20 protein-coding genes are annotated in these 17,938 nt (G+C 44.2%); 17 read left to right on the forward strand and 3 right to left on the reverse strand.

All coding sequences use genetic code 11. The annotated features are described in order from the left end of the window. Nucleotides 1–85 precede the first annotated feature (85 nt). The 4 genes from AA84_RS0104985 to AA84_RS0105000 all read left to right on the forward strand — a co-directional run bounded on the left by AA84_RS0104985 (nucleotide 86) and on the right by AA84_RS0105000 (nucleotide 3,781). Nucleotides 86–1,165, forward strand: coding sequence for a YpbB family protein (locus AA84_RS0104985; protein WP_028976292.1), 1,080 nt, complete (start codon nucleotides 86–88; stop codon nucleotides 1,163–1,165). Next, on the forward strand, nucleotides 1,155–2,690 hold the full coding sequence (locus tag AA84_RS0104990) for a RecQ family ATP-dependent DNA helicase (RefSeq protein ID WP_028976293.1): 1,536 nt from the start codon (nucleotides 1,155–1,157) through the stop codon (nucleotides 2,688–2,690). The genes AA84_RS0104985 and AA84_RS0104990 overlap by 11 nt, the downstream gene beginning before the upstream one ends. Continuing rightward, nucleotides 2,636–3,253 (forward strand): CPBP family intramembrane glutamic endopeptidase, encoded by a 618-nt coding sequence (locus AA84_RS18290; protein ID WP_128166742.1) that lies wholly within the window; start codon nucleotides 2,636–2,638, stop codon nucleotides 3,251–3,253. Before AA84_RS0104990 ends, AA84_RS18290 begins: the two co-directional genes overlap by 55 nt. Nucleotides 3,254–3,322: 69 nt before the next feature. Next, entirely contained in the window at nucleotides 3,323–3,781 is a 459-nt protein-coding gene (locus AA84_RS0105000; RefSeq protein WP_028976294.1) for a DUF2663 family protein, read from the forward strand. A gap of 54 nt (nucleotides 3,782–3,835) precedes the next feature. Here the strand turns inward: AA84_RS0105000 and AA84_RS0105005 are convergent, their stop codons facing one another. The 3 genes from AA84_RS0105005 to AA84_RS0105015 are packed head-to-tail and all read right to left on the reverse strand — an operon-like array spanning nucleotide 3,836 to nucleotide 4,922. After that, nucleotides 3,836–4,402 carry a manganese catalase family protein gene (locus tag AA84_RS0105005; protein ID WP_028976295.1) on the reverse strand — a complete coding sequence of 189 codons (567 nt, stop codon included), beginning with the start codon at nucleotides 4,400–4,402 and terminating at the stop codon, nucleotides 3,836–3,838. A gap of 24 nt (nucleotides 4,403–4,426) precedes the next feature. Next, complete coding sequence (locus AA84_RS0105010) at nucleotides 4,427–4,696, reverse strand: spore coat protein CotJB (RefSeq protein ID WP_028976296.1); 270 nt, start codon at nucleotides 4,694–4,696, stop codon at nucleotides 4,427–4,429. A 4-nt stretch (nucleotides 4,697–4,700) separates the two neighbouring features. Continuing rightward, nucleotides 4,701–4,922 (reverse strand): spore coat associated protein CotJA, encoded by a 222-nt coding sequence (locus AA84_RS0105015; RefSeq protein WP_028976297.1) that lies wholly within the window; start codon nucleotides 4,920–4,922, stop codon nucleotides 4,701–4,703. Between the two features lie 174 nt (nucleotides 4,923–5,096). Here AA84_RS0105015 and AA84_RS0105020 point away from each other — a divergent pair, with 174 nt between their 5' ends. From AA84_RS0105020 to AA84_RS0105080, 13 genes are all read left to right on the forward strand, one after another. Continuing rightward, entirely contained in the window at nucleotides 5,097–5,870 is a 774-nt protein-coding gene (locus AA84_RS0105020) for a metallophosphoesterase (RefSeq protein WP_028976298.1), read from the forward strand. 209 nt (nucleotides 5,871–6,079) lie between these two features. Next, the gene (locus tag AA84_RS0105025; RefSeq protein ID WP_028976299.1) at nucleotides 6,080–6,703 is read left to right on the forward strand and encodes a genetic competence negative regulator; all 624 of its coding nucleotides are present in this window, start codon (nucleotides 6,080–6,082) and stop codon (nucleotides 6,701–6,703) included. Nucleotides 6,704–6,956: 253 nt separating this feature from the next. After that, nucleotides 6,957–8,267, forward strand: a complete 1,311-nt coding sequence (locus tag AA84_RS0105030; protein WP_414625733.1) for a Glu/Leu/Phe/Val family dehydrogenase — start codon at nucleotides 6,957–6,959, stop codon at nucleotides 8,265–8,267. A gap of 356 nt (nucleotides 8,268–8,623) precedes the next feature. Beyond that, the gene (sleB, locus tag AA84_RS0105035; protein ID WP_051575338.1) at nucleotides 8,624–9,415 is read left to right on the forward strand and encodes a spore cortex-lytic enzyme; all 792 of its coding nucleotides are present in this window, start codon (nucleotides 8,624–8,626) and stop codon (nucleotides 9,413–9,415) included. 12 nt (nucleotides 9,416–9,427) lie between these two features. After that, nucleotides 9,428–10,756, forward strand: a complete 1,329-nt coding sequence (gene ypeB / locus AA84_RS0105040; protein WP_197021233.1) for a germination protein YpeB — start codon at nucleotides 9,428–9,430, stop codon at nucleotides 10,754–10,756. A gap of 148 nt (nucleotides 10,757–10,904) precedes the next feature. Continuing rightward, nucleotides 10,905–11,588 (forward strand): flagellar brake protein, encoded by a 684-nt coding sequence (locus AA84_RS0105045; protein WP_028976303.1) that lies wholly within the window; start codon nucleotides 10,905–10,907, stop codon nucleotides 11,586–11,588. Nucleotides 11,589–11,640: 52 nt separating this feature from the next. After that, the gene (cmk, locus tag AA84_RS0105050) at nucleotides 11,641–12,318 is read left to right on the forward strand and encodes a (d)CMP kinase (RefSeq protein ID WP_028976304.1); all 678 of its coding nucleotides are present in this window, start codon (nucleotides 11,641–11,643) and stop codon (nucleotides 12,316–12,318) included. Next, nucleotides 12,315–12,911: a lysophospholipid acyltransferase family protein gene (locus tag AA84_RS0105055; protein WP_028976305.1), complete on the forward strand. Its 597-nt coding sequence runs from the start codon at nucleotides 12,315–12,317 to the stop codon at nucleotides 12,909–12,911. Before cmk ends, AA84_RS0105055 begins: the two co-directional genes overlap by 4 nt. Before the next feature lie 73 nt (nucleotides 12,912–12,984). Continuing rightward, nucleotides 12,985–14,142, forward strand: coding sequence for a 30S ribosomal protein S1 (gene rpsA, locus AA84_RS0105060; RefSeq protein ID WP_028976306.1), 1,158 nt, complete (start codon nucleotides 12,985–12,987; stop codon nucleotides 14,140–14,142). 394 nt (nucleotides 14,143–14,536) lie between these two features. After that, a complete protein-coding gene (gene der, locus AA84_RS0105065; RefSeq protein ID WP_028976307.1) occupies nucleotides 14,537–15,853 on the forward strand; it encodes a ribosome biogenesis GTPase Der in 1,317 nt (438 codons plus the stop codon). 17 nt (nucleotides 15,854–15,870) lie between these two features. Then, nucleotides 15,871–16,473 (forward strand): glycerol-3-phosphate 1-O-acyltransferase PlsY, encoded by a 603-nt coding sequence (gene plsY / locus AA84_RS0105070; RefSeq protein WP_028976308.1) that lies wholly within the window; start codon nucleotides 15,871–15,873, stop codon nucleotides 16,471–16,473. A 41-nt stretch (nucleotides 16,474–16,514) separates the two neighbouring features. Next, complete coding sequence (locus tag AA84_RS0105075) at nucleotides 16,515–17,567, forward strand: NAD(P)H-dependent glycerol-3-phosphate dehydrogenase (RefSeq protein ID WP_028976309.1); 1,053 nt, start codon at nucleotides 16,515–16,517, stop codon at nucleotides 17,565–17,567. Between the two features lie 68 nt (nucleotides 17,568–17,635). Continuing rightward, complete coding sequence (locus AA84_RS0105080) at nucleotides 17,636–17,902, forward strand: stage VI sporulation protein F (RefSeq protein ID WP_028976310.1); 267 nt, start codon at nucleotides 17,636–17,638, stop codon at nucleotides 17,900–17,902. Nucleotides 17,903–17,938: the final 36 nt, after the last annotated feature.

Raw genomic sequence — 17,938 nt, forward strand, 5'->3', positions numbered from 1 at the left:
TAGGGACGTACGGCCGCTCGCTCATGCGGCTGGACGATCCACAGAACGATTGTTTCCTTAACTGTGTATGAGAGGGGGATGCTAATTGTATCAGGATGTGCTCTTGCTCTATTTAATCCAAAAGTTCTGCGGTGAACGCACATGTTCAGGAATCTACCACCTGCTAAAAGGGAAAAAGTCTTCACAGAGTGTTCAGGACAGCTATTTATTTCATGTTGCACCTTTCTTTCATTCATGTTCTGAACTGAGTCGCAGCTACTTTGATACACGGATCGGACATCTGCAGCGCGCACAGTTGATTAGGTCTATCGATGCTAATTGCACGCGATTTGTGCTTACGGAAAATGGCGTAAAGCAGCTCGATGTTTTTCCGAAAAGCAGGTTGATTCCTGATGGGCTACAAATTATCGATCAAATCAATGAAGAAGGTCGCTTTTGGCTGAAACTACAATTGCTTGTGCAGACGGTATCTGCATTGTGCCAAGGCCAGTCAACCTTCTTACCTGTTGTCCGCCAGCCGGAAATCAGCGAGCATGTACGCAAGCTTATTCTATCCGGTCTGCCAACGCGCGATCAGCTCGGTCGTATTGTTTTTAATGAATTATATCAGCTTTTTTTAACAATGCCCGATGGCGAAGCAAACAGTTTGTCTGCGCTTTTGAGTGGATGGAAGGCGTCTGGTCTTACACTGGACCAAATGGCAGAAGTGAGTGGGAAAGATACGCTAGAATGCAGTATACTTTTTAAATCGGCGTTGAGGCGTATGATGCACCTGTTCGTAGAATCCCCCGATCAGTTTCCTTTCCTTTCACGACTGCTTATCGGCAGACAAAGCAGCCTTTCAAAAACCGCTGAAACAACGCGAAAGCTGCTTCAAACCGGATTAACGCTGCACGACATCGCAAATGAACGTCATTTGGCAGTGAGTACAATCGAAGATCATCTCGTTGAATTGACCTTGAAGAAGGTTAATCACTGGTTGCCCGATTATCTTTCCGCAGCGTGTGAGCAGCGAATTATGAACGTGGCCGGTCTTCTAAAAACGCGTCAATTGAAACCGATCAAAAATCATCTCGGCGAGCATGTGTCGTATTTTCAAATCCGCTTAGCATTAGCCAAAAATGCAGTATCAGGAAGAAAAGTGGTGCGTACCAATGAACAGTAACCAACGGTTTTTAAAGCAAGCGCAAACAATCCTGAAGAAGCAATTCGGTCATGAACAGTTTCGTCCCGGCCAGGAGGAAATTATTCTCAATGTACTGAATGGAAAAGATGTTTTTGCAATGATGCCGACCGGAAGCGGAAAATCGCTTTGCTATCAGATTCCCGGTTATCTTTTACAGGGAACCGTGCTGATCATCTCGCCACTTTTGTCGCTAATGGAAGATCAAGTGCATGCGTTACGATTAACGGGGGAAAAAAATGTCCGCACTTTGAATGGATTGATGCATCCGCTTGAACGGTCACGCGTGCTTCGGAATCTGCGTTCGCTGCGATTCTTGTATCTTTCGCCAGAGATGCTGCGCGCTCCAGCGGTAATGAAAGCACTGTCAAAAATAACAATTGCTTTGTTTGTTGTCGATGAGGCGCACTGCGTCTCTCAGTGGGGGCATGACTTTCGTCCGGATTATATGCATTTGGCCGACATTAGAGCACAACTCGGTCAGCCCCCTTGTCTCGCAGTTACCGCAACAGCAGATGAACACGTCAGACATGATGTGGTTCGCTCGCTCAATTTAACTCATCCCGCTCAAATAATCATGAGTGTTGACCGAAAGAATATTGCAATAATCGTCCAGAAGACTGCAAATCAGGAGGAAAAAACAGAACGGCTCTTTCATTTGCTGGAAAAGGCGCCCTATCCGGGCATTATTTATTGTGCCAGTCGTGACTGGACAGAACGTCTGGCAGAACAGGCGAAGCAGAAACTAGGGCTTCGAACAGCTTTCTATCACGGTGGAATGGCTTCCATTGACCGACGAAAAATACAAAATCAGTTTCTCGATAATCAGATTGATCTCCTGTGCTGCACGAATGCATTTGGAATGGGGATAAATAAGCCGGACATTCGCTTAATCGTTCATTTTCATTTTCCATCCTCCATGAATGCCTACTTGCAGGAAATTGGCCGTGCATCGCGCGACGGCAAGCAAGGGCTTGCTGTTCTCTTTTACACAAAAAGTGATGAACAATTGCCGGAGGGGTTTATTGACGGAAACTTTCCGAGCGATGAAACGCTCCGCCGCGTACTCCTTCAGCTGGATCAAGGCACTCGATCCCTTGCGGATAAAAATGAATTCATGAATGTTCTGATGGAGGAGGGGGTTTCAGAAACAGCCGCACGTTTTCTGTTTGAACACGCTTCCGAAAAGCCGATGCAGCAAACCTATTCTTCGCTGCTTGACCCGTGCCGTATGCGGATTAAAGAACGTGTGGCCGTACAGGTCAATGATCTCTCGATTATGAAAAACTATTTGGAGACCTCTTCCTGCAGGCGAAGGTTTTATTTACAGGTATACCATGAAAAGTTGCAAGAAAAACCGGCCTATTGTTGTGACCGTTGCAGGATCCCTCTTAGTGAGCTGATGCAAAAGATACCAAAGAAGAAACGCACAGAACCGTTGCGGTTAATGGATTGGAAGCAGAAATTAGCGGCGCTGTTTCAAGAAAGCGAGCGATCGCCACTTTGAATAAATCAAATCGTACACTGGGAAATCCAGAAATAAGAAAAGCGCTCTTTGCATCGCAAGGCACGTTGATTCTCATTTCGGCAGTGTTAATTCTCGTGCTCGATGGCACAAGCTCTCTAAGCAAATGGTATCACTTTCACATCATTCATATGCTTCAAGGCGCGGGTACTGGACTGCTCTTTGTTCTGCTACAAGCTGCAGCTGAGCAGTGGCTGCCCAATCACTGGATTAATGACGGAGGGATAAATAAACAGCTTATACAAGCATTTCGACTGCCGGAACTGATCGTCGTCATGCTGGGTGTTGCATGGATTGAAGAAACGTTATTTCGCGGAATCTTGCAATCGCTCATCGGATTTTGGGCAGCCAATACAATTTTTGCATTGATTCATTTTCGTTACCTTAAACGACCGGTTTTATTAGTCTTTATTATTGGCGCTAGTTTCATTTTGGGCGGACTTCGCGAAGTATCCGGTGGATTGATTGCCCCAATCCTCGCACATTTTTTTATCAACAGCTTGCCGGTATTGCTTGAGAAAATGAACAACAACAGGAGTACATAAAGAGATCGAACATGAACGCGTCCTATTTTCACCACATCCTTCATAGTATTGAAATGAGGTGATGGGGCGATGTCTCTAAAAGAATATCGAGATAATGGTCAGATATCCGGCGTTTTATTCACGATACTAACTGAAATGATCAAAAGAAAGAAGGCCAAAGAACGGTGGGCGCGCAGAGAAGCTGCCGCCGGATTTAGCCTTATGCTTTGTGCCGGTATCGTAGTTGTCTATGCATTTTTATTAAATGATCGCGCCATTCGTTCAATTCATGACTTTTATATGCGCGTTACTCAGCCATTTAGCGCAAGTTTTCTGTTCTTGTCTTTGCTTCTTTTACTCGTTTTTAGTTACACGCACAGTGAAAGAGAAGATGCGGATGATGACTACGACGACCTTAAAGATGAAATCATTGAACGTACAGACGAATTGTGGACGTCTGAGGAGGCTGATGTACAAAACGATACGATTCGCTTTCATGTACTGACTTTCTTAAAGAAAGAGTTTGATATTAATCTTTTCTATAAATAAAAGGCTGCCGAACCAAAGTTGGAAAGCAGCCTGTTTGATCGAATTGTTCAATGATCAGAAGATCCTTTTTTTGCTTTGCTCTTCTTTAAGTATTTCTACTGCCTCTCGGAAACGTTGCGAATGAACGATTTCACGCTCACGCAGGTAACCCAGAGAGTCGTTAATCAACGGATCATCAGTTATATTAATAATCCATTGATACGTCGATCGCGCTTTTTCTTCTGCAGCAATATCTTCATACAAGTCAGCGATTGGGTCGCCTTTTGACTGAACGCCGAGATCATATTTTTGACCGGCTGCATTATGATAATAAACCGATTTCCCATGATCGACGTAGTGATCGCCGAGACCCGCTTCTTTTAGTTGTTCCGGTGTCGCATCCTTTGTCAGTTTGTAGACCATTGTGGCAATCATTTCCAAATGGGCAAATTCTTCTGTACCGATATCGTTCAACAAACCAATAACACGGCTCGGTATCGTGTACCGTTGATTCAGATAGCGCAGTGCGGCGGCCAATTCGCCGTCTGTTCCACCGTATTGCTCGATAAGAAACTTGGCAACGCCAGGGTTGCAGATGCCGACACGAACCGGATACTGCAATTTCTTCTCATAATACCACACAAATTCCGCCTCCTTAGGACGTTTTCACACTTGCCATGGCCAAGGCGTGTCTTTCCATTTCCATGGATAAGCGGAGAGACTATGTCCAAAATTCTGCAGCGGACCATAACGCGCCTCAAAGTTTTCGCGGAGTTCAGCACTTTTCTTGGCCGCCGAATTGAATTGTTTCAGTGCTTCCAAATCATTAGGATGTGTGTCTAAATACAAATTAAGTTCCACGAGTGTGAAATCGATGGCTTGAAGTGCTTTAAGATCGGGATAATAACTCTCCGGTACTGGTGTTGAATCAGCCACATCCTCAGCCCCTTTCCTTTGTTTTGTATGGATTGGTATACGGTGTATAGAGTCCTGGCCATAACGTGCCGTGTGCAAGCGCGTCAAAGGGAGAAAATTGTTCCATCCCTTTTGGTTGAAAGCCAAGATAGAGCTGCACCGGGGTTTCATAAGAGACGGGGGTTAAAGGAGGACAGGGATCATGCGGACTGATGTACGGTGCATACCATTTTCGTGAGGATGCCACGTTATTACCTCCCTTCTAAACCTTGAAATTACTTCGACATCATTGTATATGCGTGAACGGCTCGTACATAGACCGGATTTCATTTATCTTTTCTATTCGCCCTGACACAGATCTGCTTTCTGATGCGAATAAATAAAATACCGGTTTAATCGTACGCGGATGGAGTGAGAAATGATGGTTACTTTTTTAGCGGCTTTACTGATTGGGGCTGCCGTACTTTTATTAGGTTGGATGTTTCTTGAGGGACACTTAAATCGCGTTTTAACGCTCGATCTGGAATTTGCTGATTTGCCGGATCCTTTTATTGGCAAGCATCTGTTTTTTATCTCCGACATTCATCGGCGCCGCATCTCTGAATCTTGGCTGAATGCATTAAAGAAATCCATGGACTATGTGGTAATCGGAGGCGACCTGACGGAAAAAGGAGTTCCGCTTAAACGAGTCGAAGCTAACCTTCGTCTGTTGACTTCTTGCGCACCAGTATTTTTTGTTTGGGGGAACCATGATCGTGAAGCAAAGACACAACAAATAAAGACGCTGCTGGATCAATACGCCGTCACCGTAATCGAAAATGCAACCTACATCATTGATGAGCAGGGGTATTCGCTCAACTTTTGCGGGATTGATGACTTGCTTGCCGGTCAACCTGATCTTGAACAGGTGCTCAACAGCCGTCGAAGCAATGCACCAACCGTACTGTTCAGTCATAATCCGGATATTAAGCATGAATTGAACGGGAAAATGAAGATTGATTATGTTATTTCAGGGCATACACACAGCGGGCAAATAAATTTTTTCGGGTTCACTTTAAAGGAGAAGGCAGGTGTAAAAAAACTGCCGTTTGGGACACTAATCATTAGCAGCGGTTACGGGACGACTAAAATTCCGCTAAGACTTGGAGCGAAGCCTGATGTATTACTGCTCACGCTGCAACGCAATCGACTTTGAAGAGAAGAAATGCTTGTACATTTTCAGTCTGGCGTTGTATACTACACTCAAGTTCATCGTGCACACTTTCGGAGCGCAGCAGTTTGCGTCGTGTTCGGCCTGTATTTCAGACAGGAGACACCGAAATATGCTGAGATCATATACATACAGTAAAGGTCTACAGTGATGCGCAATTGAGATCAGGCTGGACGGCAAGGGGGACATTTGCGATGCGATTGGAACGTTTAAATGCAAACAGGATTAAGATTTTCCTGACTTTTGACGACCTTAAAGAACGAGGCATTACAAAAGAAGATATGTGGCACGACTTGCCAAGCGTTGAGAAACTCTTTCGGGACATGATGCTTGAAGCAGGTGATGAGCTGGGCTTTGAAGCATCGGGACCGATCGATGTTGAAATATTTTCCCTTCCGGCACAGGGAATGGTTGTGATTGTGTCTAAAGGGATGAAGAGTAGTCATGATCAAACAGATGATGATTTCAGTGATGACGACGACTTTATCCAAATGCAGGTAACGATGGATGAAAGCCAAGATGTTCTTTATCAGTTTGAGCAGCTGGATGATGTCATTGCACTAGCGAAGACACTATATGATTCAGGTATTCGTACAGGAAGCCTATTTCTATTTGAGCATAAATATTATCTGCACTTCGATGAACACCATTTAGATGATTCGTTTGACGTTGATACGTTGGTTGCAATTCTTGCGGAGTACGGCAATACATCAACCATTACAATCTTTCGACTGGAAGAGTACGGGAAATGCCTGATGAAGGATCAGGCAGTTGCCGATCTATACCGCTATTTTGTTAAGACTCCGCATACGAAGTAATGCGGAGTTTTTCATGGCAGATAAAGAAAGTTTATGATTTTTTCCCGTCCTTAAGCCAATAGATCCGTGCCTTGGCCAAGAATCAAAGCGGAGGTCAGCGGCGGAATCGTTTTTCTTACTTTATTTTGCACAAGCAATGGGCAGAAAGCGAATGGTTCATTCGCTCCATCTGTTTGTGTCAGGTATTATAATTATAGTAGACTTTATGCGCAAGCAGGCTGCTTCATGAGTGAAATTCGCATGAATAAGCTTTATGCAGCCATTCATTGCTGCCGGCGCAGAAAGGAAGATTTTGGTGTCGGTATTTCAACAAGACTTTACAAAAAAGCAGGTTTGCTTTCTTGCTTCAGTACACGGAATGATCCAAGAAGCACTCGCTGAACTAGGCTATTCTGAAGAAGTTTTTGAGCTGCTCAAAGCGCCTCAAAGAACCCTTACCGTCAGAATTCCAGTTAAAATGGATAATGGACAAGTTCGTGTGTTCACCGGTTACCGCGTGCAGCACAGCTTCTCAGTTGGGCCTACAAAAGGTGGCGTTTTGTTTCATACGGAAGTTTCGGAACCTTTATTGCATGGACTGTCTTTAATGAACAGTTTAAAAAACGGTTTACTTAATATACCGTTTGGCGGAGCAAAAGGCGGCGTACTCTGTGAGCCAAGAGAGCTCTCCGTTCGAGAGCTTGAATTGCTGAGCCGCGGCTACATACAGGCCATTCGTTCTGTAATTGGCCCATATCTTGACATTCCTGCGCCTGATATTTTTACAAATTCCCAAGTGATGGCTTGGATGATGGATGAGTATAGTAAAATGTGTCCCGACCAGTCGGCCGGATTTATTACCGGCAAACCGATTGTACTTGGTGGTTTGAAAAGTCGGGAACATGCTTCTGGACGTGGTATCGTCTTATTTATTTCAGAAGCGGCACGTAAAAAGGGTATAAATCTCAGTCGCGCTACAGCGATTATTCAAGGATTTGGTGAACTCGGAGGTTATGTCGCTCAATCACTCGCTGATTCAGGGGTTACGATTACCGGTTTATCCGATGCTTATGGCGCCGTATATGATCCTGATGGTCTTGATTTAACGCATTTGATTGCCTGCAGAGACAGCTTTGGAACAATCACGAAGCTGCATGAACATTCGCTGACCAGTCAGCAACTTCTGGGGAAACCCTGTGATATTATGGTCTTGGCAGCAGTAGCCAATCAGATTACGGGCAGGGCGTCACAAAAGATTAACAGCTCGCTCGTCGTCGAAGCGGCCGAAGATGCGGTTTCTGATGATGCTGCGGAATGGATGACCCAAAATGGCATTTTGTTTCTTCCGGAAATTTTAACCAGTTCGGGAGATATGACTGCTTCATACATTGAATGGGCACAGAACAGACAGGGGCTTATTTGGAGTAAACAAGAAGGTGAAATGCGTGTTCGACAGATCTTAGCCGATGCTTTTGAACGCATTCATCATATTGCTGAGGAGCGCAGCATATCCATGCGTTCGGCTGCATTTCTTGCCGGAGTATATAAAATTGCTGAATCTGCACGAACACGCGGCTGGTTATAGTTTATCTCTGCCACACATTTTTCATGTCATGCTTCATTAAATAATAAAAATGACCGTCGATAAACTGAATAAATGAATTGAAGAGGTTGTCTCAACATCCTATAACGATGAGACGATCTCTTTTTTTGTTTCATTACACGAAACATTTGCTGAAGCAGGCAGTAACGCATGCAGGTGATTCGAGCACTTTTGCGACCGTTTCTCTTTTTATGAAATACATAATTTGGCTCATAGTTGGAACCATAAATGTGATTTCTGAGTTGCTGGAAATCAGAAGAATAATCAAGGAGTGTTCGATACACTCGGGGAGGATCAAATCATTGAAAAAACGACTGATTCGAGTTTTTTATGCTGCGATGCTCGCATCTGTACTGCTGTTTGTTCACACGAATGAGGCAGCGGCATTTTCAGATCGTGTCATTATGCGGGGAGATACGGGTGATGATGTTATTGAACTGCAGGCGCGTCTTCAATATATCAGTTTCTATAAGGGAAAAATTGATGGTGCTTTCGGATACGGAACCTATTGGGCGCTTCGAAATTTTCAATCTCAATTTGGTTTAAAGATCGATGGAATGGGAGGCGCTCAGACAAAACAGAAACTGGTGAAAGCTTCCCAATACGATCGTAATTTTGTGATAAGCAATCTCAATGCAGGCAATACATTTACCTACTATGGGGGGATTCCGCTCAGTCAGCAAGTTCAAAAGAAAGCTCAATCGCCAAGCGGGTCTGCAACTACAGGAAAACAAAACCAGGGAAAATATACGATTGATAATTTGCCGCAAGGCTATTCAAAATCAGACATTAACTTGATGGCTAACGCGGTCTATGGGGAATCAAGGGGGGAACCTTATATAGGTCAAGTGGCTGTCGGAGCAGTCATCGTCAATCGTGTCGCAGATCCCCGATTTCCAAACAATATCTCTGACGTAATTTTTCAGCCGGGTGCATTCACAGCCGTTTCAGATGGTCAAATATGGCTGACACCGAATGAATCGGCAAAAAAAGCAGTCATGGATGCGATTAACGGTTGGGATCCTTCAAACGGTGCGATCTATTACTTTAATCCGGACACGGCAACCTCAGCTTGGATTTGGACAAGACCGCAAATTGGAAAAATTGGAAAACACATTTTTTGTAAATAGGAGGTAATTTTATTGAGACGCCGGTATTGGATTATCATATTGTCAGCAGCATGCGTCATGCTCATTATCGGTTTAGCTGTTTGGGGTTTTCAGGAACGGCAAATGAAAAAGAACGTGATGATCCATGCAGAGAATCATTATCAACAAGCTTTTCATGAACTGAACTACTATGTCGATTCATTGGAAGAATCATTAGGAACAGCACTCGCAATGCAAACGCGCGATACGATGCGTCCGCAACTCGTTGAAACGTGGCGCTTAAGTGCGCTTGCTCATGCGGCAGCGAATGAACTTCCGCTCACCTTGATGCCCTTTAATCGCACCAATGAATTCTTGTCACATGTCGGCGAATTCACCTATAACACCGGTGTAAAATCGACCAACGATCGAAAGTTAAGTGACAAAGAATATAAGAATCTTCAACAACTCTATTCCGAGTCACGAACGATTCGTGACGGATTAAGGGATGTCCAGGCAAAAGTGATGAAAGAGCATTTGCGTTGGATGGACGTTGAGTATGTGCTTCAAGATAAAAACCAGAATCAAGATAATCAAGTCATTGACGGGATGAAACGGATTGATAACCAAGCGACTGAATATACAAACAGCTTCAGTCCTGAAAATCCCAAAAATGTGGTGTTACAGAAGAAAAACCTAAATCCGATAAAAGGGACAGAGGTCTCCGGCAGTCAGGCGGTTTCCCACTTAAAAAAATGGACCGGACTTTCGAATGCTCAAGTTGTTAAAGTGGCTAAAGCGGGAAAAGGTTCGAATGTGCCCGCCTATGAGATCAGCATGAAAGCAAAAAAACGTTCGCTGAGTGCATCGGTGACCAAAAAAGGTGGGCATGTGATCTGGTATCTTTTTGAGCGCCCGGTTAGGAAGGAAACGCTTTCGCTTTATGAAGCGTCTCAGCGATCAGGAAACTATTTAAACCAGCACGCGTTTAAAAATATGGAGCTGACAAAACGGAACAAGTATAATCATGTTGCTGTACTCACCTATGTTCTGCGGAAAAACAACATTCGTGTGTACCCGGCATCAATTCGGATCAAAGTGGCACTCGATAATGGTGAAATCCTTGCATTTGATCAAACGGATTATCTGTTTAATAAATGCGACAATGTGCCGTTGAAACCGGGACTGTCTGAAGCGGAAGCACGAAAACAATTGAACCAGAATTTGAAAGTACAGGAAACTGATCTTGCCGTTTTCCAGAATGCAATGCTTAAGAACGTATTGTGTTACGAGTTCTTTGCAACACGGGGCAATGACACATATCGTGTATTGCTGAATGCGGCGAATGGCAATCAAGAAAAGGTCGAATTGCTTAAAGAATGATTGACCATGCATCATGCGCAGATGAGTATTGCTCAATGACTTGGCTGAACTTAGCCATCTAATGTATAATAGGTGCTAGATGTGAACCATTGGCATGACTTGGCAAATCAAGCAACTCGTGTTTGATTAAGCGTTGGGGGAAACAACGATGCAAATGAAGGTCGGCAGCACACTCATATTAGAACACCGAAATAACCAGAACGAAATCAAGCGCTACCGATGCAAACTTGCAGAAATTCGGGATCAACTGCTTCTTATCGATTATCCTATAGATGAGAAGACAGGTCGGACGCCTTTGCTGTTAAACGGAACGAACTTCATGGCTGTTTATTTAGTTGACGATCATGTGTTCCGTTTCCCAACAACTCTGCTGCACCGATCAGCGGGTAAAGTACCGTTGCTGGCAATAAGCTTTGGCGGAGAGAATCAAATGCAAAGCATTCAGCGGAGAGACTATGTTCGCGTTGCTTGCAACGTCGACATAGCGATTCACTCGACGGAAGGTATGTTCAGTCCTTTTACATCATTGACAAGTGATCTTGGCGGCGGCGGCGCGTTGGTTCTGCTGCCGGATAAATGCGACGGGCTTCATGAAGACATGATGATTCATGCATGGCTTTCTTTGCCAACGGCATCCGGAAGCTATCATTACCTTGTACTTCGTGCACAAGTGACACGTATTTTCACAGATAAGAGGACGAATGGACAAAGGGCGAGCATTCAATTTCTCCCTGATTCGGAAAAAGAAAGGCAGCCGATCATTCGCTATTGCTTTGAAAAGCAACTGGAAGCAAGGAAGAAACAAATGGATCTGGAAATGCGCAGATCGTGATATGGTGACAGGACTATGTAAGAGACAAGACGGATGGGAGCAAGCAAGGAACATGGAGAATTTATTTCAAGTGGCAATCGATGGACCGGCAGCGGCAGGAAAAAGCACCGTTGCAAAGATTGCTGCCAAAAAATTGGGGTTTGTTTATATCGATACAGGCGCAATGTATCGATCACTGACTTTTAAAGCGCTAAGCGAAAATGCGAATTTAAACGATGGTCATCAGTTAAAGCAATTGCTTGACCGAACAGAGATTCAACTCGTACATGACGAGTCGGGGCAAAAAGTCTATGTTGATGGCGAAGATGTTACCGAACGCATTCGCTATCCTGATGTTACCAAACAGGTTTCACTTGTATCTTCTTATGAAGAAGTACGGACGGAAATGGTTGCACGCCAGAGAAAACTTGCTGAATCCTGCAGTGTGGTCATGGATGGACGGGATATCGGTACACATGTGCTTCCCAATGCTCAGGTCAAGATTTTCTTAATTGCTTCCGTTGATGAGCGGGCCGTTCGCAGGTATCGAGAAGAGGAACTTAAAGGCAGGCATCCATCGATGGAATCGTTAAAGGCGGCGATTGCACTGCGGGACAAAAAAGATATGGAACGAGAAATCTCTCCGCTGGTTAAAGCAGAAGATGCAATCGCAGTCGATACAACGTCAATGAGTATTGAAGACGTTGTGTCACAGATTCTGCATTATGTAAAGGAGAAACAGCTATCTTGAACCTTTATTCAATTGGGAAGCCATTAGTTGCGCTGTTCTTTCGTTTCAGATTTAAAATCCAAGTGATTGGACAGGAGAACGTACCGGATCAAGGCAGTACACTGATTTGTTGTAATCATCTTTCTAATTTTGATCCGCCTTTAGTCGGCACATCGCTTTCACGGCCACTAAGCTTTGTTGCTAAAGAGGAACTGTTCAAAATCCCTTTATTCGGAGCGGTGCTTCACCGCTTGAATGCCTTCCCGATTCGAAGAGGGACAGGCGACCGCGGGGCGATCCGTTTAGCGATGAAGCTGCTTCGCGAAGGACATGCGTTGTTGATTTTTCCTGAAGGGCATCGGAATTTGAAACATACGAAGATGCAGCATGCCTACTCAGGCGCTGGTTTTTTCGCCTTGAAAACGAATGCGCTTGTCGTTCCCTGCGCCATTATCGGGAATTTTAAATTTCGCGGAAAAATGAAAGTTGTGTTTGGCAAACCATTAAACATGAAAGAATTAAAAGATCGGAAACTGAAAGCTTCCGAAGTAACCGCAATTATTATGAAGCATATCGAACAATTGATTGCTACTCATACAGGTTCTACGGCTTGACAAAACCGGTTAATTGTAAGAAGTTAGAACTAGGATATTTTCTCGTTTGGTTAATTAAAGGAGGTCCCGGAGAATGGTTGAAGAAGTGAATCATGATATGGCACAATTCGATGCCTTGAATGTTGGAACAGTTGTAAACGGCAAAGTAACAAAAGTGGAAGAAAAACATGCACTAGTTGATGTTGGATATAAAGTGGACGGCATTCTTCCGATCAGCGAGCTTTCCAGTCTCCATGTTGAAAAGGTTGCTGATTTGCTCAAAGAAGGCGATGAAATCAGCGTCAAAGTGACAAAACTTGAAGACGATGAACTCGTCTTATCGAAGCGTGAAGTAGATGCAGATTTGGCATGGGACGACCTTGAAGACAAATTCAATAACAAAACAACATTCTCAGTTGAAATTGCGGATGTTGTAAAAGGCGGATTAGTTGTCGACTTGGGCGTACGCGGCTTTATTCCTGCGTCACTTGTTGAACGTCATTTTGTTGAAGATTTCAGCGACTATAAGGGCAAACCACTTGATGTGAAAATTGTTGAACTTGACCGTGAAAAACGGAAAGTCATTCTGTCACATCGTGCCGTCCTTGACGAAGCAGCCGATAAAAAGAAAACAGCAACTCTCGAATCAATCCAGGAAGGGTCTGTTCTTGAGGGAACTGTTCAACGTTTGACTGATTTTGGCGCATTCGTTGATATTGGCGGCGTTGACGGTCTTGTTCATATCTCTCAGCTCGCCCATTATCATGTCGAAATCCCTTCAGAAGTAGTCGCTGAAGGCGACCATGTGAAGGTTAAAGTGCTGGCTGTAGATCCGGAAAATGAACGAATTTCTCTGTCGATTAAAGCAACACAGCCTGGTCCATGGGAAACTGCAAAATCAAAAATCAACGTTGGCGACGTGCTTGAAGGCACGGTAAAGAGGCTGGTTCCATTTGGGGCATTTGTTGAATTGCTGCCAGGTGTTGAAGGGCTTGTTCATATTTCTGAGATTTCTCACGAACATATTGGAACTCCGGAAGAGGTACTCACCGAAAATCAGAAAATCAAGGTCAAGGTTCTTGATGTGAATTTTGATGAACAACGGGTATCGTTAAGCATTAAGGCGCTTGAAGAACCTCAACAGGAAGCAAAACAAGAAGTGCAACCGGAAGAAAATCCTGAAATCGAAGAAGCATCGACAGGATTCTCTCTTGGCGACATGATTGGCGACCAATTAAAGAAGCTAAAATAAACAAGCTCTATGATTGCAGCAAACAAGCGGAAATTGTTGGGAGCATGTACCTGTTTCCTTCGTTTTTTCGCTTTTTCTGTATCTTAGTGGATGTGAACCAGAATTAAAGCGGTTTAAATGACCGATCAAAGGATATAGTATGACCAAGGAGTCTTGATGAAGAACCTCTCCTGCAAAAGGAAAGGTTCCTTTATTGTGATTAAAATGATAAAAGAGTTTTCCGTTTAAATGTGTTAAAATCAAAAGTTGTTTCTGTATTAATTTAAGTAAGGAAACCTATCAAAAAAAGAGAACACGAATTAGGCTCAATGTTTCATAAACGTGAACCAAAGCAGCCCGATAAGTAGGGGTTCACAGGATGAGTGATTCGCAACTGCTTTCTAGGAGGAAGATTATGTCTAAACCCACGATCGCCATCGTTGGACGTCCAAACGTTGGTAAATCGACTCTATTTAATCGGATTGTCGGCGGGCGTCTGGCCATCGTCGAGGACAAACCCGGAGTAACTCGGGACCGGTTGTACGGAAACGGTACATGGCTGACGCACGAATTCCATGTGATTGACACCGGCGGAATTGAGCTTGGCGATGAGCCCTTGCTGCAACAGATGCGTGCACAAGCAGAAATTGCTGTAGATGAATCTGATGTCATTTTATTTATTGTTGATGGAAAAACGGGACTGACCGATGCGGATGAAGCGGTTGCGCAGCTGCTGAGGCGTTCAAGTAAGCCTGTTGTTCTTGGCGTAAATAAGCTGGATCATTATAAACAAAGAAATCAGATGTATGAGTTCTATTCACTGGGGCTTGGCGACCCTTACGCTATTTCTTGCGCTCACGGTCAAGGAATCGGCGATTTGCTTGATGCAGCAGTTACTAAATTTCCTGCCGCAGAACAGGCATCAGATGATGACGGCGCGATCCGATTCGCACTAATCGGCCGCCCAAATGTCGGGAAGTCCTCTCTTGTAAACACCATTTTGGGCAAACAGCGAGTCATCGTCAGCGATCTTGCAGGGACAACCCGTGATGCGATAGACACACCGTTCACTAGAGACGGGCAAGGCTACGTGATCATTGATACAGCGGGGATTCGCCGCCGCGGACGGGTCTACGAAAAGACAGAGAAGTACAGTGTCCTTCGTGCGCAGCGGTCGATTGAAGAAGCCGACGTCGTGCTTGTGTTAATTAACGGTGAGGAAGGCATTATTGAACAGGATAAGAAAATTGCCGGATATGCGCATGATGCTGGTCGAGCAATTATCATTGTCGTTAATAAATGGGATGCAGTAAAAAAAGATGGCAAAACAATGCATCAGTTTGAAAAGAAGATTCGTGAACAATTTCAATTTATTGATTATGCACCGATTGTTTTTCTTTCCGCGCTTACCGGCAGCCGAGTGGATCAAATTTTGCCGGTCATTCAACAGGTTGCAGAAAATCACAGCTTGCGTATTCAGACAAGCTTGCTTAATGATTGCATCATGGATACTGTTGCAATGACACCGCCGCCATCCGACAAGGGAAGACGACTCAAAATTTATTATGTAACGGAGGTTGCCGTTCGGCCGCCTACCTTTGTGCTGTTTGTCAACGATCCGGAACTGCTGCATTTCTCTTATTTACGACATATTGAGAACCGATTTCGTGAAACGTTCGGTTTTATCGGCACACCAATTAAACTCTTGTCCCGCAAGAAAAATGAGAAATAAGAGGGGATCATTAAATCATGTGGATTGCGCTATCAACAATTATTTCATACCTGATTGGATCAATAAGCTTTAGTTATCTTATCACGAAAAAAATAAAAAAGATCGACATTCGAAAAACCGGAAGTGGGAATGCAGGAGCTACGAATACTTTGCGGGTTCTTGGCACTGGTCCTGCTGTCGGCGTTTTGCTTCTGGACGTTTTGAAAGGCGTGATCAGCATTTTGATTGCTCAAGCGTTTGGACTTCCAGAATGGGCCGTTGCACTTTCGGGATTGGCTTCAATAATCGGCCATGATTTTCCAATCTATTATGGTTTTAAGGGCGGCAAAGGCGTTGCTACAACCATTGGTGTATTCTTTATGATTATGCCGCTTTACGCACTGATTGCCGGAGTGATCACGCTCCTGATTATTTTTGCAACACGGTTTGTATCGCTTGGTTCCTTATTTTTTCTCTTGGCGGTCCCGGTCTTAGGCTGGATCTTTCATAATTATTCAGCAGGTGTTCTGGTCGTGGCTTTTCTCATCACCATTCTTGCATTCTATCAGCATCGCGCAAATATTAATCGATTGATCCATGGCAAAGAAAATAAGCTCGGACACAAGAAAGTACAGGCATAACGATTTCTTGTTCAATCTAACTGCTGAAGCGAGGAGGAAAAATGATGGATAAGAAAATAGCTGTAATTGGTGCAGGCAGCTGGGGTACCGCGCTGTCCATGGTGCTTAGCGATAATGGATATAATGTCTCACTATGGAGCCACAGGAAACTGCAGGCGGAAGAAATTCAAAATCAGCATACAAACGAGAAGTATCTCCCGGGTGTTGTTCTATCCAACTTGATCAAAGGTACCGACCGTTTAGATGAAGCACTAAAAGATGCATCTGCATTGTTGCTTGTTGTTCCTGCAAAAGCGATGCGCGACGTTCTTAAACAAATTCGTACGAAACTGAATCACCCGCTCTTATTTATTCATGGCGTTAAAGGAATTGAACCGGGCTCATTCAAACGTATGTCTGAAGTGATCATGGAAGAGATTCCTGAATCCTTGCGCTCAGGGGTTGTTGTACTTTCCGGGCCCAGCCATGCCGAAGAGGTCTCACTTAGACACCCGACAACCGTTGCCGTTGCTTCACCAAATTCCCAAGCAGCAAAAACAGCACAGGATTTATTTTTTAACCATTATTTCCGAGTGTACACAAACGAAGACATGATTGGTGTTGAGATTGGCGGTGCATTAAAAAATATTATAGCACTGGGTGCGGGTATGCTTGACGGTCTCGGCTATGGGGATAACGCCAAAGCAGCCCTAATTACACGGGGTTTGGCGGAAATTTCCCGTTTAGGAACCAAACTGGGCGCCTATCCATTGACGTTTATCGGTTTAACCGGAATGGGTGATTTGATCGTCACTTGTACGAGTGTGCATAGCCGTAACTGGCGTGCAGGAAATATGCTTGGGAAAGGTCAAAAACTTGACGAGGTCCTCAAATCAATGGGAATGGTCGTTGAAGGCGTACGGACCGCAGAAGCAGCACATGCATTGGCAGAAGGGCTGAATATCGAAATGCCGATCACAACCGCAATTTATCAAGTTCTTTTTGAGGGAAAACATCCAAAGACTGCAGTTGATGAACTAATGGATCGCGACAAGAAGGATGAAATTGCTCCGTTGACACACAGTTTAAACGAACGAATGGAACAAAAACATTAATGGCCAAGGAACACCTCCAATATTCCGCGCATACATTATAAAGAATGCAGGGTAAAGGAGGACGCTCATTGGATTCCAATAATCCTTTTTTTGATAACATCGAGAAGAAGACAAACGTGAAGAAAGATGAGATTTTTAAGATCGCTGATTCTGTTTCTAACGCCGATTTCAGTGATCCGCAGGTTGTTAAAGACTTAGTTGCCCGAATTGGTCAGACAGCAGGGGTACCCGTTTCTAAGGAAAAAGAAGACGCAATTGTTAAAGCGATTACTTCAGGAAACATACCGGGGAATTTTTCGTCACTGTCTAAAATTTTCAGCCCAAAGCAAAAGTAATGGGCTGACGTCAGCGGCAAAGAAAGCAGGATTTGC

Source organism: Sporolactobacillus terrae DSM 11697 (genome assembly GCF_000648615.1).
In the GTDB taxonomy this organism is placed as follows: domain Bacteria; phylum Bacillota; class Bacilli; order Bacillales; family Sporolactobacillaceae; genus Sporolactobacillus; species Sporolactobacillus terrae.

Coding starts and splice junctions, on each gene's coding strand:
- AA84_RS0105025 (WP_028976299.1), top strand. CDS start 6,080: ATGCGATTGGAACGTTTAAATGCAAACAGGATTAAGATTTTCCTGACT.
- AA84_RS0105020 (WP_028976298.1), top strand. CDS start 5,097: ATGGTTACTTTTTTAGCGGCTTTACTGATTGGGGCTGCCGTACTTTTA.
- plsY (WP_028976308.1), top strand. CDS start 15,871: ATGTGGATTGCGCTATCAACAATTATTTCATACCTGATTGGATCAATA.
- AA84_RS0104990 (WP_028976293.1), top strand. CDS start 1,155: ATGAACAGTAACCAACGGTTTTTAAAGCAAGCGCAAACAATCCTGAAG.
- sleB (WP_051575338.1), top strand. CDS start 8,624: ATGCTCGCATCTGTACTGCTGTTTGTTCACACGAATGAGGCAGCGGCA.
- AA84_RS0105075 (WP_028976309.1), top strand. CDS start 16,515: ATGATGGATAAGAAAATAGCTGTAATTGGTGCAGGCAGCTGGGGTACC.
- rpsA (WP_028976306.1), top strand. CDS start 12,985: ATGGTTGAAGAAGTGAATCATGATATGGCACAATTCGATGCCTTGAAT.
- AA84_RS0105000 (WP_028976294.1), top strand. CDS start 3,323: ATGTCTCTAAAAGAATATCGAGATAATGGTCAGATATCCGGCGTTTTA.
- der (WP_028976307.1), top strand. CDS start 14,537: ATGTCTAAACCCACGATCGCCATCGTTGGACGTCCAAACGTTGGTAAA.
- AA84_RS0105030 (WP_414625733.1), top strand. CDS start 6,957: ATGCAGCCATTCATTGCTGCCGGCGCAGAAAGGAAGATTTTGGTGTCG.
- AA84_RS0105045 (WP_028976303.1), top strand. CDS start 10,905: ATGCAAATGAAGGTCGGCAGCACACTCATATTAGAACACCGAAATAAC.
- cmk (WP_028976304.1), top strand. CDS start 11,641: ATGGAGAATTTATTTCAAGTGGCAATCGATGGACCGGCAGCGGCAGGA.